This is a genomic window from Novosphingobium sp. DS6-6, assembly GCF_057784975.1.
Window position 1 is genome coordinate 92,352 of record NZ_JBYNTS010000002.1, and the last position, 13,270, is coordinate 105,621.

A 13,270-nucleotide genomic window follows, 5' to 3' on the forward strand; every position below is an offset into this window, starting at 1 on the left:
GCGCAAAATGCCCATTTTTCCAGTTCCTCGTTCTTCAAGCCCGGCAGCCGGAACGGCCGCCGGTCACCTGCTGGAAACGAGCAAGCGTGCAAATGGTTCGCGCCCGCGCCATTTTCATCGGCGGGGCTGCTTTCAATATTCCTGCAGATCCTGCGCACGGCGGTCTGCCGGCGGCCGGGGCGAAGGCTTTGCCCCCGGCTGCACCGGGCGCGGCGCGGTGCGGGCGCGGCCCGTGGCCCGGTCGAGCAAGTCGTCGCTGACGGCCGGCTGAGCGTTGCGGGGGGCCTGCCGTGCCGGGGCAGCGGGGCCGTTGCCCAGGCCATCCTGGTCGACGGGAACGGCATCGTCGGGTGCACGGCCCTGCGGAGCTCCGGGTGCGCCGCGGGCGTCTTCCAGACCATCGCCCTGCTGGCGGTTCACGGTATTCCCGTTCTCGTCGGTATAGTAATAATCGTTGGGATTGTTGAGCAGCGCCTCGTCATCGGGTTCGAGCTGCCATTCGGGCAGCTTGAGCTGATTGTCGAACTGTTCGACCGGCCGCTTGGCCGTGGCCACGCGCATGTATTGGGCAAAGGCCCGCGCCGGTGCCGTGCCCCCCTGAAGCCCGGGCACCGGACGGGCATCGTCGCGCCCCATCCACACGCCGGTGGTGACGCCGCTGGAAAAGCCCAGGAACCAGCCATCCTTGTTGGAACTGGTGGTGCCGGTCTTGCCGGCCACCGGGCGGCCGATCTGCGCGGCGCGGCCAGTGCCGATGTTCACGGCGGTCTGCAACAGATCGGTGATCTGGGCGGCGACGTAATCGGGTACCAGCTGCGCCTGCGCTTCGGGGCGATGGCTGTACAGCACTTCGCCGTCGGTCGTGGTCACTTTGCGAATGCCATAGGGCGTCACCAGCCGGCCCTTGGCTTCCACCGAGGCAAAGGCGCGTACCATGTCGATCACCCGCACGTCGCTGGTGCCCAGCACCATCGACGGCATGGTGTTGATCGGCGTGGTTATGCCAAAGCGGCGGGCCATGTTGGCCACGGCGCCAAAGCCCACTTCGTTGCCCAGCTGGGCCGCCACGGTGTTCTTGGAATAGGCGAAAGCCGTGCGCACGTCGATCTGCCCGGCATAAGTGCCGCCGGAATTGCGCGGGCTCCACCCGTCGATCGTCACCGGCTCGTCAACCACCCGGTCTTCCGGGCGATAGCCGCGCTCCAGCGCAGCGAGATAGACAAACAGCTTCCACGCCGAGCCGGGCTGGCGCACCGCATTGGTCGCGCGGTTATAGTTGGATGTCACGTAATCCGTGCCGCCCACCATGGCCAGCACCGCCCCGTCACGATCCAGGCTGACCAGCGCGCCCTGGGCGCCCTTGGGCACCTGGCTGGCGATGGCATCGGTGGCAGCGCGCTGGGCCGCCGGATCGAGCGTGGTCCAGACCTCGATCGGCTGATCGTTGTCGGGCACCAGGACGTCAAGCTGCGGCAGCACCCAGTCGGTAAAGTAGCGAGCCGAATTCTGCCCCTGCTCGGCCGCCAGATGAATGGCCTTGAGGTCCACCGCCGCCGCCTCCGACGGGGTCAGGGTTCCCGCATCGACCATGGTTTCCAGCACCACCTTGGCGCGGTCCACCGCGGCCTGCGCATCGGCTGTGGGGGAATAGTGCGACGGCGCCTTGACCAGACCGGCGATGATCGCCGCCTCGCCCAGCGAAAGCTCTTCGCCCGAATGGCCGAAGAACTTGCGCGCGGCCGAATCCACGCCATAGGCGCCGCCGCCGAAATAGACCTTGTTGAGATAAAGCTCGAGAATCTCGTTCTTGGAAAACTTGCTTTCCAGGGCCATCGACAGGATCGCCTCGCGGATCTTGCGATCGAACGTGCGGCTGTTGTTGAGAAAGATGTTGCGGGCCAGTTGCTGGGTGATGGTCGAACCGCCCTGCCGCCAGTGGCCGCTTTGCGCCCGCACCATCAGCGAGCGGACGATGCCCACCGGATCGATGCCCCAATGTTCGCGAAAGCGGCGGTCTTCCACCGATACCAGTGCATCCTTCATCGGCTGTGGTATGCGGTTGTAAGGAATCCACCTGCCGTAACTGGGCCCGAGCGTGACGATTTCCGAACCGTCGTTGGCGCGCACGACGATCATCTGGCCGGCCTGGCTGGATTTAAGCCGGTCATAGCTCGGCAGCGAACGCGCCGTCACCAGCACCGCGCCGGCCAGGCCCAGGCCCATCAGCAGCACCAGGCCGGCCCCCCATATCACCAGCCGGCGCAACCAGCGCCCCAGCGTGGAAGGGGCGCGGCTACGCCGCGCGGGGTCTTCGCCGTCTTTTCCGCGGCGGGGCACGTCCCGTCTGGCCATCAGTGGTTACCGGTTTCCTCGAAAGCGCCGAAATGCGCGTTATTGCGAGCCTTTGGCCGCCCTTGCACGGGCGATCCGTAACGCAGGGTTAATGAAGACGGCAACCCCGCGCGCGGCTTTCAGGACCCGCTCCCTAACCGATCATTCCTCCGGCGTGAAGTCGAGCGCGGCAGAGTTCATGCAATAGCGCAGGCCCGTCGGCGCCGGTCCGTCGGGGAAAACGTGGCCCAAGTGCCCCTCGCAGCGGGCGCAGCGCACTTCGGTACGGATCATCCCGTGCGAGGTGTCGCGCAGTTCCTCCACCGCGGTTTCCTCCACCGGGCGAGTGAAGCTGGGCCAGCCGCATCCACTGTCGAACTTGGCGGCCGAGGTGAACAGCGGTTGGCCGCAGCCGGCGCAGGTATAGTCGCCGCGCGCCTTGTTCTTGTCGTACTTGCCGGTGAAGGCCCGCTCGGTCCCGGCCTGGCGCAGGACGTGATACTGTTCAGGGGTCAGCCGCTCGCGCCATTCCGCTTCGGTCAGGGTCAGCTTGTCGGTCATCGATGGGATCTCCTTGCGGCGCAGACGTTGCGCTGCGCAAAACCGCCACGCCGTCGCGCCAATATGGATGCGACGCCGTGGCCTAGCAATGGGCCTGCCGCGGAACATTGCGCGTGCCCGGTTCGTTCTTTCCTTCCCACATCGTTTGAAAAATGCGCTATGACGGCTTTGTGATGGAAAACCTGCAAAATCCCCCGGCCGATGTTGCCCAGTGCACCCTTCCCGCAGCGTTGGAGGTGATGGGCGAACGCTGGTCGTTCATGATCCTGCGCGCCGCATTCAACGGCACGTCGCATTTCGAGGCGTTCCTGAGCGAACTGGGCATTGCCCGCAACATCCTGTCCAACCGCCTGTCGCGGCTGGTGGATCACGACATTCTGGCCCGCATTCCCTGTTGCGACGATCGTCGACGCGTCGAATACCGGCTCACCCCGCGGGGCTTCGATCTGCTGCCGGCGATGTTGGCGCTGCGCCAATGGGGCGAAAAATGGGGCAAGGGCGTGTCGTGCAATCCGGTGCTGTGCGATGCCCGCGATGGCCAGCCCATTGCCCCGATCGCCCTGCGCGCGCACGATGGCCGGCTGCTCGGCCCGTCCGACCTGATCTGGCGCCGGCGGGAAGAGATCGCCGCGCACGTCCCGGTCACGGAGACAGAGACGGTCTGAACGTTTTCGGGGCAGGGTCGCCGGTGGAAACGGCGACCCTGCCCCGCTAACCGCACGGGGGACTGCGCGTGCGGCAAGTCTCTTGTTGAACCCTGCTGGATGAATGCAGGCAGAACGGTTTCGCTCGGCTCAATGCGTCCAGCGATCATTACGCAGTCTGGCAATCAACGGCTGGCAAGGACCTGCTGATGCGCCAGCGCGAGTTGCATTCTGGCCTGGCGCAAGGCGGCGTCGAAGCAGAGGCGTTGATCCTGGGCTTCTTCGGTCGTCACGCGGCCGGCGCCGATGGCACAGGCCTGGCGCGCAGCGGTGCGCAGGCGGCGGTCCGCCGCGGACCGGCCGGAAACCGAGGAGAGATCCAGATCGCCAATGGCCACCGGCACGCGGGTAACCGTCATGCCGATTTCGGTAGCCCTGCCCGATGACCGATCGGGCGCGGCCTTGGCCGAAGCCGCCGTGCCGCTGGCGGCAAGCATGGCAGTGGCCGCGAGTGAGATGAGCATCGGGCGCAAGGCAAGGGTGGGGACGGGGGCGGGTGCGAACATCGGTCTAATCCTTTTGCGTGGTGGAACAAGAACACGGGATCAAAAGAGCAGAGCCTGGTGGCGGCAGCGCCGCCGGACCATTCCGACCCTGGGATATGCCGATGGTGTATGACGCGCTTGGCCCTTGCGCACGGCCAGCTCGACAAGGCACCGCGTTCCACCGACAAGGGCCGCCTGTCCCCGACGAACGGTCAAATGCCATCGGCAGACGACAGAGTCAGACGAGAGGGGCAAACGAGAGGGCTCGGCAAAGCCGGCACGGCACCCCGCGCCGGCATGCTGTCGTTTCGTCGGCAAGGGTGCCTCGTTGCGCAGCAAAACCTTTGCCCTGGGCGCTGCGCCGGTGCAGTGACCCGCCATGGTCGTGGCGATCATCTTCGTGCTGGGCATCGTCAATTTCGCGCTCAACCGCGCGGTGATGGCGTGCAACCATCCGCTGCTGCGCCAGTTGCCGCCGGTGCTCAAGATGATGAACCAGCGTTTTTCGCTGTTGATCGAATACATGATGCTGCTGGCCGGCCTGCTGCTGGCCGCGCAAGGCTGGGCCTGGGGCGCGATCGGCTATGGCCTCTACAGCATGATGAACGGCTTTTCCGCCTGGCTGATCCTCACCGGCCGGGTCTGACCCGCGGGAACGGCGGGAACTGTCGCTAGGGGCTGCGCATTGGCGCCTAGGGAGGATTCCTTGCCCATGACCACCGTTCCCCTCTGGCTCGTCGTCAACCCGGCCAGCGGCAGCAATTCAGACGCTGCCGTGGCCGCGCTCGTCACCGCGCTGACCGAAGGCGGCCATGCGCCCTCGCGAGTTCTGCGCCTGCCGACCGATTCCCTGCCCACCCGCGCCGCACTCGAAGCGGCCGGTGTCGGCGCTCTGGCGATCTTTACCGGCGATGGCACGGTCAATGCCCAGGTCGCTCTGCTGCATGACTGGGCCGGCGCAGTGCTGGTTCTGCCCGGCGGCACGCAGAATCTTCTGGCCAAGGCGTTGCACGGCGATGTCGATGCGGCAACCATCGTCAGGCGCCTTGCCGCGGGTGACCTGCGCCGCACCCGCCGCCGTGCGGTGGAAACCTCGGCGGGCAATGCCCTGGTCGAAGTTCTGGCCGGCCCGGGGGCAACCTGGGCCGACGTGCGCGAAGGCGTGCGCGACATGGACCTTGCCACCATTGTCAGCGCTCTGGGCGAAGCGGTCCGCAGCACGACGACCGAAGGCGCCGCCGTCCGCGTGTGCGAGCCGCCGCTGGGCAAGCGGGAGGGTTATCGCGCCGTGCGCATCGACGCGCACGATGGCACGCTTACGCTTGATGGATACGATGCGCAGGAATGGGCGGATTTCGTCGCACATGGCATCTCGATGCTGGTCAAGCGCGATTTCCGCCAGGGTCCGCATGACGAACTTGGCCAGGCCGACGTCGTCGTCTGCACCAGCGCCAAGCCGATCGCCCTGATGATCGACGGCGAGCGCCGCGACGGAACCCTGCGCGAAACGTTTCGCTGCATCACGCTTCCGGTCGAATTTCTGGCCAGCATGCCCGCGCCCTCTTGACCACGCGCGGATGCGCGGGAAAGGCCATACGACCGCCCCCAAGGGATCCGCCCGGCATGACGCGTATCTTTCATATCAGCGACATTCACTTCGGCCTTGAAGATCCCGGCGCTCTTGCATGGCTGGTCGATTGCGTGGCGCGCGAACGGCCCGATGCCGTGGCGATCACCGGCGATCTGACGATGCGCGCCCGGCATCATGAATTTGCCGCCGCCTGCCGCTGGATCAGCGCGCTCGATGTGCCGGTGACAGTGGAGGTAGGCAATCACGACCTGCCCTACTTCAATCTGGCCGAGCGGTTTTTCACGCCCTATCGCCGCTTTCGCGCGATCGAGAACCTGCTGGAGCGCCCGCTCGATCTGCCCGACGTCGCGATCGTGCCGCTCAAGACCACGGCCCGTGCGCAGTGGCGTTTCAACTGGTCCAAGGGCCATGTCGGCCGCAAGGCGCTGGCTGATTGTCTGGCGCGGATAGACGCGCTGCACCCCGGCAAGCGCGCGCTGGTGACCTGCCATCATCCCTTGGTCGAAGCCGGCACGCGCGGCAATGCGATGACCCGCCACGGCGGCCGCGCTCTGGCCGAACTCGCCCGCCGCGGCGTGCTTGCCGTGCTGTCGGGCCACGTGCACGATGCGTTCGATCTCGTTTACCCGACGCCGAACGGCCCGGTGCGCATGATCGGCGCCGGCACGCTGTCGCTGCGCACCCGGTCCACCCCGCCCAGCTTCAACGATCTCCTGCTGCAGGATGGCGACATCGCTCTCACCGTGCGCAATCTGGAAGCCGTTCCCACCCCCGCAATGCTGATCGCGGACGTGCCCGAAAACGCCTTGCCCCCGCGCCAGCCCGGCGAACCGGTCGCCCCGGTTGCCGCTGTTCCACCGGTCGATCCGCCGGTTCATTAAGGCCGCGAAAGCGCGCGTCTGGCGAACGCGCCCGACCGCGCCGACACCGCTGCCTCGGTGGAAGCAACAGTGGAAGCAACGGTGGGCAAAGCGGTGTCGCGGGCGCCGTGCGGCGGCGATCTGGACACGATGGTCCGAATTGGTCTGGCGGCACGTCGCGGCAGGCAAGCCACCTCGTACCGCCAGTGCTCCACGTCCCTCGGCACACCGCTTCCGGAAGCGGGCCGTATCAGGCCGTGGCGTGCTGCGCGCCCGGAAAACGCGACAAGATGGCGCGCAGCGCGTTCGAAACTGGTGGGGGCGGCGCAAACCGAAGCGCGCCGCCCCGGCAAGGCGAGAGACGATGGCCGCCGTTCTGCGCAAGAGGGGGGACATCCTCTGGCAAACTGTCGGGGATCGGCCATCGGTGGGGCATCCTCTCGTTTCTTGCCCAGCCTTGGTGCCAAAGGAACCCGCTTGCGTCCAATCGAAAGAAGGGACAAAAACCAATAGAAATTTTCTATCGAGAACCGCATGCCCACCGTTCGCCAGCTCGAATATTTCCTCGCCGTTGCCGAGCATCGACACTTCGGCCGCGCCGCCCAGATCTGCAACATCTCGCAACCCACGCTCAGCCATCAGTTGCGCGCGCTGGAAGACCGCCTTGGCGCTGTGCTGATCGATCGCACGGCATCCAATGTGGAACTGACCCCGATCGGGCGCGAGATCGTCGAGCGGGCCAAGCGGGTGATGATCGAAATCCGCGATATCCGCACCGTGGCCGCCCGTTCCTCCAAGCAGCTTTCGGGCATTATCCGCTTCGGCATCACGCCCACGCTCGGCCCCTATCTGATGCCGGCTCTCATCGGCGCACTCACGGCCGATCTGCCCAACCTGCGCTTTTATATCCGCGAGGGCATTCCCGCCGATCAGGCGCGCGACCTGTCGTCGGGCCGGCTCGATCTGATGGTCGGTCCCGCGCCGGTGATCGGCGAGGATCTGGAAGTCATGCCGCTGTTCGAGGAGCCGATGAGCATCGTCGCCTCGCGTAACCACCGGCTGGCCGGGGCGCCGCCTCTCGATCGCCGCGATCTGGCCGGAGAGCGCTTTCTCACGCTCGATCATCGTCATCATTATCACCAGCTCGTCCAGCGCACCTGCGCCGAGCTGGGGGCGGAACTGCTGCGCGATTACGAAGGCACCAGTCTGGACAGCATTCACCAGATGGTGGGCAGCGGCGTGGGCCTTGCCATCCTGCCCGAAATCTATCTGCGTTCGGAAGTCGGCGGTGATGCGCTGGTTGTGCGCCTGCCAGTGCGGAACTGGCAATGCAGCCGCGCGATCGTCGCCGCCTGGCGCGCAAGATCGGCCAACGCGGCCGACTATCGCGCGCTCTCGGCCCGCATCCGCGAAAATGCCGAAACTTTGCTGGCATAACATCCGGCATCGGTGCCGGCGCCGCTTCGGCAAGCACGCCGGTGGCCGCCCGGCGCGATGCAACGGCGCGTTCCTACGAAAACCCCCGCCTGCTGCCAGGCGGGGGCTTCGTCAGATGACATGCCACGCGGTGGCAATCAGGGGCGCAGTCACTTCTTCTTTTCGGGTGCCACCGAAATGCGCACCGTTTCCCCATTGTGGCCGGGGAAATCGGTAAACATCGCATCGACCAGGTTGGGCACGAGGTATGGGAGGCGGTTCGAGGTCGAAGCGGCTTCGGCCCGTCCTTCGAACACGCGCTTGCCGTCGCTGCGTCGTTCGATCTTCAGATCGATGCCGCTGGTGTACATCGTGATCGTATCGACCCCGCCGAAGCCCGGGCCCCAGAACGGATCATACCAGCCAAAGCCCCAGCCGCGGCCGCCCCAGAAGCCTGGATGACCAAATCCGCCGGCGCCCCAGCCGCCCCAGCCGCCCCAGCCGCCGCCCCATCCGGGGCCAAAGCCACCGACCGAACGCAGGTGCTGGCGTCCGCGGTCGACGCCAAAGCTGAATTTCACGACAAGGTCCGAAGTCTGCGGATCGCCCTGGACATAGCCCAGCTTGGCCATCCGCGCGGCCACCACGCCGGCATACTGCGCGAATTCCAGACCACCGTTGTCGCGCGGGTCTTCCGCCACGACGGCGAATGTCTGTCCCGCGGGCGCCGGCAATTCGCGCTGGAAACGGGATACGTCGGCTCGAAAGTTCGTGGCGCAACCCGACAGCGCCAGAACGAGGGGAGCAGCCAGCAGGGCAAGTCGGCCAGCCCGAAGCATCTTGGTCATTTATTTCGACTCCTTATGCGCACCGGTGGTCCCCACTCGCCGGCGCCGGACATGCATTTAGCACGACGAAACGATGGCTGCGAGGGGCTGAACGGAGATTGAATGACCAACGCCCGGCGCCATGAAATGCTCCGCAATCCTGACCTCTGCACCAAAGTGCGCACGGGGCGTTTGCCGCGCGTGCCCGGCAAGGCGTGTTCAGCGCACCAGGCCAAGCGCGGCATAGGCCGCATTCAGAGTCGGCGCCGCCAGGGCACGGGCCTTGTCGGCGCCGCGCGCCAGGATCGCGTCGAGCGACTCGCGGTCATCGCGCAGTTCGCGATAGCGTGCGGCCATCGGCGCCAGTTTGTCGACCAGCAGATCGCCCAGGGCAGATTTGAACTGACCAAAGCCCTGTCCGCCGAACTGGGCCAGAACGCTGCCGGCATCGGTGCCGGACATGGTGGCATAGATGCCGACCAGATTGCGCGCCTCGGGCCGGCCTTCAAGCCCCTGCGGCTCGCCCGGCAGCGGCTCGGGATCGGTCCGCGCCTTCTTCACCTTCTGCATGATGGTATCGGCATCGTCGACCAGGTTGATCCGGCTCATGTCGGAAGGATCGGACTTGCTCATCTTGGCGGTGCCGTCGCGCAGGCTCATGATGCGCGCCGCTTCGGGCGGGACAATCGGATCGGGCAACGTGAAGACCGGCGCATCCGCGCTGGCGAAATCGTTGTTGAATTTCTGCGCGATGTCGCGCGCCAGTTCCAGGTGCTGTTTCTGATCCTCGCCCACGGGCACATGGGTGGCCTGGTACAGCAGCACGTCGGCGGCCTGCAGAACCGGGTAGCCGAACAGGGCCACCGAGGCGCCCTCGCGATTCTTGCCGGCCTTGTCCTTCCACTGCGTCATCCGGTTAAGCCAGCCCATCCGCGCCGTGCCGTTGAGCAGCCACTGCAATTCGGCATGGGCCGGGATCTGCGCCTGGTTGAACAGGATCGAACGGTCGGGATCGATCCCGCAGGAAACCAGCGCGGCAACCATCTCGCGCGTGTTGGCCGAAAGTTGCGCGGGATCGTGCGGCATCGAAATGGCATGGAGATCGGCCAGGAAGTAAAGGCAGGTGGCGCCTTTGCCGGTCCATTCGTCCTGCATCGTCACCCAGTTGCGAATCGCCCCCAGATAATTGCCGAGATGAAGATTGCCGGTGGGCTGAATGCCGGAAACGATACGCATGAAACGCCTTGCCTTAAGAGTCGTTGGCCGATGCCGGTTTGCGGCGGCGGGTCAGCAATGCCAGATCCGCGCGCGTGAATGCCCCCATGACGAGGGTGGCGAGGCCATAAACGACGACGCCGGCGATGACCAGCACGGCTAGCGCCGCGATCCGCATCGCCCAGGCACCGTGCACATAGGGCATGAGCAGGCCCTGCCCGGCCCACAAGACCAGCCCCATGGCCAGCGCCGCCAGCGCCAGGCGCGGTGCACGCCGCTTCAACCGGGCATCGGGCGTGAAATGGCCACGCTTGCGCAGCGTGTGATAGAGCATGACGACATTGACGGTAGAGGCGATCGCGGTGGCGAGCGGCGGGCCCATATGCTGCAACGGCACGATCAGCAGCAGGTTGCCCGCCAGGTTCACCGCCATAGAAATCATGGCATAGCGTACCGGGGTCTTGGTATCGTGCCGCGCATAAAAACCCGGCGTCAGCACTTTGACCAGGATATAGCTGGGCAGGCCGATCGAAAAGGCCGCCAGTGCCTGCGCGGTGAAATGAGTATCGGTGGCGGTATAGCGGCCATAGCCGAACAATGCCGCGGCAATCGGTTCGCCGCACAGCACCAGCGCCATGGTGGCCGGGAGAGTCAGCAGCAGGGCCAGTTCCATGCCGCGGTTCTGTGTTTCCTGCGCTGCCGCGTCTTCACCCGCACCCAGCTGGCGCGAGATCGTCGGCAGCAGCACGGTGCCAAGGCCGATGCCGATCAGCCCCAGCGGCAACTGGTTGAGGCGATCCGCCATGTAGATATAGGTCACGCTGCCATGGGTCAGCAGCTTTGCGGCAAGGGCGGTGGATATCACCAGGTTGATCTGCACCGCGCCGGCGCCGGCGGCCGCCGGCCAGATCAGCCCGATCAGCGTCCTGACCTCGGGATCGAGGCGCGGCCGCCGGAGTTTCAGGCTCACCCCGTTGCGGCGGCAGGCCCAGGCCAGCCAGGCCAGTTGCAGCGCGCCCGAAACCGAGACCGCGATCGCCTGGTTGCGGGCCGTCACCAGCGGATCGGCACTGTGAAAGCCCAGCAGCGCGGCGATCAGCGTAAGATTCAGAAGGATCGGCGCCGCGGCGTTGACCCAGAACTTGTTCAGCGAATTGAGTATCCCGCCGAACAGCGAAACCAGGCTGATCAGCATCAGATAGGGGATGGTCATTCGCGAAAGCGAGACGGCAAAGGCGAACTGTTGCGCCGAAATGCCGTTGAACCCGCCGGACAGCAGCAGAGTGACCGGCCAGGCCAGCACTTCCAGCACCACCGTCATCACGATCAGCACCGGGAGCAGAACCGCGAGAGCTTCTTCGGCAAAGCGCAGGCCATCGGGCAGGCCGCGCCCCTGCGGATCGGCCACCTTCCTGTTGAACATCGGAATGAAAGCCGAGGAAAAAGCCCCTTCGGCAAACAGCGCGCGGAACATGTTGGGCAGACGGAACGCGATCAGGAACGCGTCCGACGCGAAGCCTGCGCCCACATAGCGGGCAAACAGGCTGTCACGGACCAGGCCGAGCACGCGGCTGGCCAAAGTCAGGCCACCGATAGTGCCGGTCGCCTTGAAAAGGTTCATGCGCTCTCCCTGGGCGACCGGGCGAATCGACGAATCAGGCGTGACCCGCCGGTTCGGCCGTGGCCGTCTGCTGCGCCTGCTCCAGTTGGGCCAGATAGAGCCCGTTGAAATCGATCGGATCGAGCAGCAGCGGCGGATAGCCGGCATCGCGCACGGCGTCGGCCACGATGCGCCGGGCAAAGGGGAAGACCAGGCGCGGGCCTTCGGCGAAGAGGAATGGATGGGCCTGCTCGTCGGTCACGTTGCGCATGCCGATCAGCGCGCCATAGGCCAGTTCGACGATGAACGCGGTGCCTTGCGCGCCCTTGGACGTCACGTTGATTTTCAGTTCGATCTCGTGAACCTCGGGCGCCAGATTGCGCGCGGCGATATTGAAATCGACGTGGATTTCGGGCGCCTCGGTCCATTGATAGCTTTCCGGGGCGTTGGGGTTCTCGACCGAGAGGTCCTTGATATATTGCGAAATCAAGCCGATCGCGGGCGAATTGTCTTCGCCGTTGGCCGGCGTGCCTTCACCGCTGTCGAGGGAAAGGTTGCTGATGATGTTGCCTTCGTCGGCCATGGTCGCATGCTTTCGTTCGGGTGGGGCGCGCGGGCGCCGTATCGACGTGCCCGGCGCCTAGGCCCCGGCGCCTAGCATTGTGCGCATCGACGGGCAACCGACTGCAGCGGCAGCGGCATGCCAGCGGTGTCGACACCGGCCGTTGCACCGGCCAGCGCCGTTGCCGGGTTTGCCCCAAAGGACGGGAACCGCAGGCAGGGCGGCGGTATTGCGCAAATTATACAATGCTGTCGCTCGCAGCGGCATGGCGCGGAAATCCGCCATCATGTCGTCCACGCGTTGTTCATTTGTAATTCGTACCTATTTGAGGCACGATCCGCTGTCAGCCGGCCGAGCGGCGCAAGCGGATCGGTTTGGCAGGCTTCCTTTGCGGGACATGTGCGTGTGATTGTTGAGATCGTCATCCTGGCCATGATCGCGGCCTTTCTGGGCCTGAGGCTCTATTCCGTTCTCGGCCGCCGGCCTGAACAGAACGAAGAGCCGGTCCGCCGCCGCATCGAGCAACCCGATCCGCAGGGCGCGCCGCGCCCCCTGGCGCCCCGCCTGCCAGAGGCGGCAGCCGCGCCAGCCAATCGGCTTTCCCCGCCCATTCCCGAGACACGCGATTTCGAGCCGGCGGCCGAAGCCGGCATCCGGGCGATCATCGCTGCCGATCGCCGGTTCGACGTGAGCCTGTTCATGGTCGGGGCGAAAAGCGCCTATGGCATGGTGCTCGACGCATTCTGGCGTGGCAACCGCCAGGAACTGGAAGCGCTGTGCGATACCGACGTGTTTGCCGGTTTTGCAGCGGCGATCGATGCACGCGAAGCGGCTGGCGAAACGCTCGATGCCCGCCTGATCCGGATCGAAGAGGCCCGGATCGTCGCGGCGGAATTGACTGGCACGGTTGCCCGCGTGAGCGTGCGGTTCGTTGCCGATATCGCCACGATAACCCGCAATGCACAGGGCCAGGTGGTGGCGGGCTCGCTGCACGATGCCATCGAAAGCCGCGATCTGTGGACGTTTTCGCGCGACCTTACCTCGCGCGATCCCGATTGGCTGCTTGACGAAACCGATGAGGCCTGAGACCGATGGGCCTGAAACCGATGGAGCTGGGG

The 13,270-nt window shown here is 65.7% G+C and carries 13 protein-coding genes; 6 read left to right on the forward strand and 7 right to left on the reverse strand.

Annotation, left to right across the window (positions count from 1 at the left end; all coding sequences use genetic code 11):
* Window positions 1-132: 132 nt before the first annotated feature.
* Both AC3EDY_RS02750 and msrB read right to left on the reverse strand, forming a co-directional pair.
* Window positions 133-2,352, reverse strand: a complete 2,220-nt coding sequence (locus AC3EDY_RS02750) for a transglycosylase domain-containing protein (protein ID WP_488570937.1) — start codon at window positions 2,350-2,352, stop codon at window positions 133-135.
* Between the two features lie 141 nt (window positions 2,353-2,493).
* Window positions 2,494-2,892: a peptide-methionine (R)-S-oxide reductase MsrB gene (msrB, locus tag AC3EDY_RS02755; RefSeq protein ID WP_488570938.1), complete on the reverse strand. Its 399-nt coding sequence runs from the start codon at window positions 2,890-2,892 to the stop codon at window positions 2,494-2,496.
* 173 nt (window positions 2,893-3,065) lie between these two features.
* Here msrB and AC3EDY_RS02760 point away from each other — a divergent pair, with 173 nt between their 5' ends.
* A complete protein-coding gene (locus AC3EDY_RS02760; RefSeq protein WP_488570939.1) occupies window positions 3,066-3,557 on the forward strand; it encodes a winged helix-turn-helix transcriptional regulator in 492 nt (163 codons plus the stop codon).
* A 164-nt stretch (window positions 3,558-3,721) separates the two neighbouring features.
* On the opposite strand, the gene AC3EDY_RS02765 is transcribed toward AC3EDY_RS02760, so the two are convergent.
* Window positions 3,722-4,102 (reverse strand): UrcA family protein, encoded by a 381-nt coding sequence (locus AC3EDY_RS02765; RefSeq protein ID WP_488570940.1) that lies wholly within the window; start codon window positions 4,100-4,102, stop codon window positions 3,722-3,724.
* Between the two features lie 358 nt (window positions 4,103-4,460).
* On the opposite strand from AC3EDY_RS02765, the gene AC3EDY_RS02770 reads away from it, so the two are divergent.
* From AC3EDY_RS02770 to AC3EDY_RS02785, 4 genes are all read left to right on the forward strand, one after another.
* On the forward strand, window positions 4,461-4,727 hold the full coding sequence (locus AC3EDY_RS02770) for a hypothetical protein (RefSeq protein WP_488570941.1): 267 nt from the start codon (window positions 4,461-4,463) through the stop codon (window positions 4,725-4,727).
* Window positions 4,728-4,793: 66 nt separating this feature from the next.
* On the forward strand, window positions 4,794-5,648 hold the full coding sequence (locus AC3EDY_RS02775; RefSeq protein ID WP_488570942.1) for a diacylglycerol kinase family protein: 855 nt from the start codon (window positions 4,794-4,796) through the stop codon (window positions 5,646-5,648).
* 56 nt (window positions 5,649-5,704) lie between these two features.
* The gene (locus AC3EDY_RS02780) at window positions 5,705-6,553 is read left to right on the forward strand and encodes a metallophosphoesterase family protein (protein WP_488570943.1); all 849 of its coding nucleotides are present in this window, start codon (window positions 5,705-5,707) and stop codon (window positions 6,551-6,553) included.
* 513 nt (window positions 6,554-7,066) lie between these two features.
* On the forward strand, window positions 7,067-7,969 hold the full coding sequence (locus AC3EDY_RS02785) for a LysR substrate-binding domain-containing protein (protein WP_488570944.1): 903 nt from the start codon (window positions 7,067-7,069) through the stop codon (window positions 7,967-7,969).
* A 149-nt stretch (window positions 7,970-8,118) separates the two neighbouring features.
* On the opposite strand, the gene AC3EDY_RS02790 is transcribed toward AC3EDY_RS02785, so the two are convergent.
* The 4 genes from AC3EDY_RS02790 to secB all read right to left on the reverse strand — a co-directional run bounded on the left by AC3EDY_RS02790 (window position 8,119) and on the right by secB (window position 12,173).
* Window positions 8,119-8,796 (reverse strand): DUF4136 domain-containing protein, encoded by a 678-nt coding sequence (locus AC3EDY_RS02790; RefSeq protein WP_488570945.1) that lies wholly within the window; start codon window positions 8,794-8,796, stop codon window positions 8,119-8,121.
* Between the two features lie 198 nt (window positions 8,797-8,994).
* Entirely contained in the window at window positions 8,995-10,011 is a 1,017-nt protein-coding gene (trpS, locus tag AC3EDY_RS02795) for a tryptophan--tRNA ligase (protein ID WP_488570946.1), read from the reverse strand.
* A gap of 13 nt (window positions 10,012-10,024) precedes the next feature.
* Window positions 10,025-11,611: a murein biosynthesis integral membrane protein MurJ gene (gene murJ, locus AC3EDY_RS02800; RefSeq protein ID WP_488570947.1), complete on the reverse strand. Its 1,587-nt coding sequence runs from the start codon at window positions 11,609-11,611 to the stop codon at window positions 10,025-10,027.
* A 34-nt stretch (window positions 11,612-11,645) separates the two neighbouring features.
* Complete coding sequence (gene secB, locus AC3EDY_RS02805) at window positions 11,646-12,173, reverse strand: protein-export chaperone SecB (protein ID WP_488570948.1); 528 nt, start codon at window positions 12,171-12,173, stop codon at window positions 11,646-11,648.
* A 384-nt stretch (window positions 12,174-12,557) separates the two neighbouring features.
* Between secB and AC3EDY_RS02810 the strand changes: the two genes are divergently transcribed.
* Entirely contained in the window at window positions 12,558-13,238 is a 681-nt protein-coding gene (locus AC3EDY_RS02810) for a Tim44/TimA family putative adaptor protein (RefSeq protein ID WP_488571211.1), read from the forward strand.
* The last annotated feature ends 32 nt before the right edge of the window (window positions 13,239-13,270 follow it).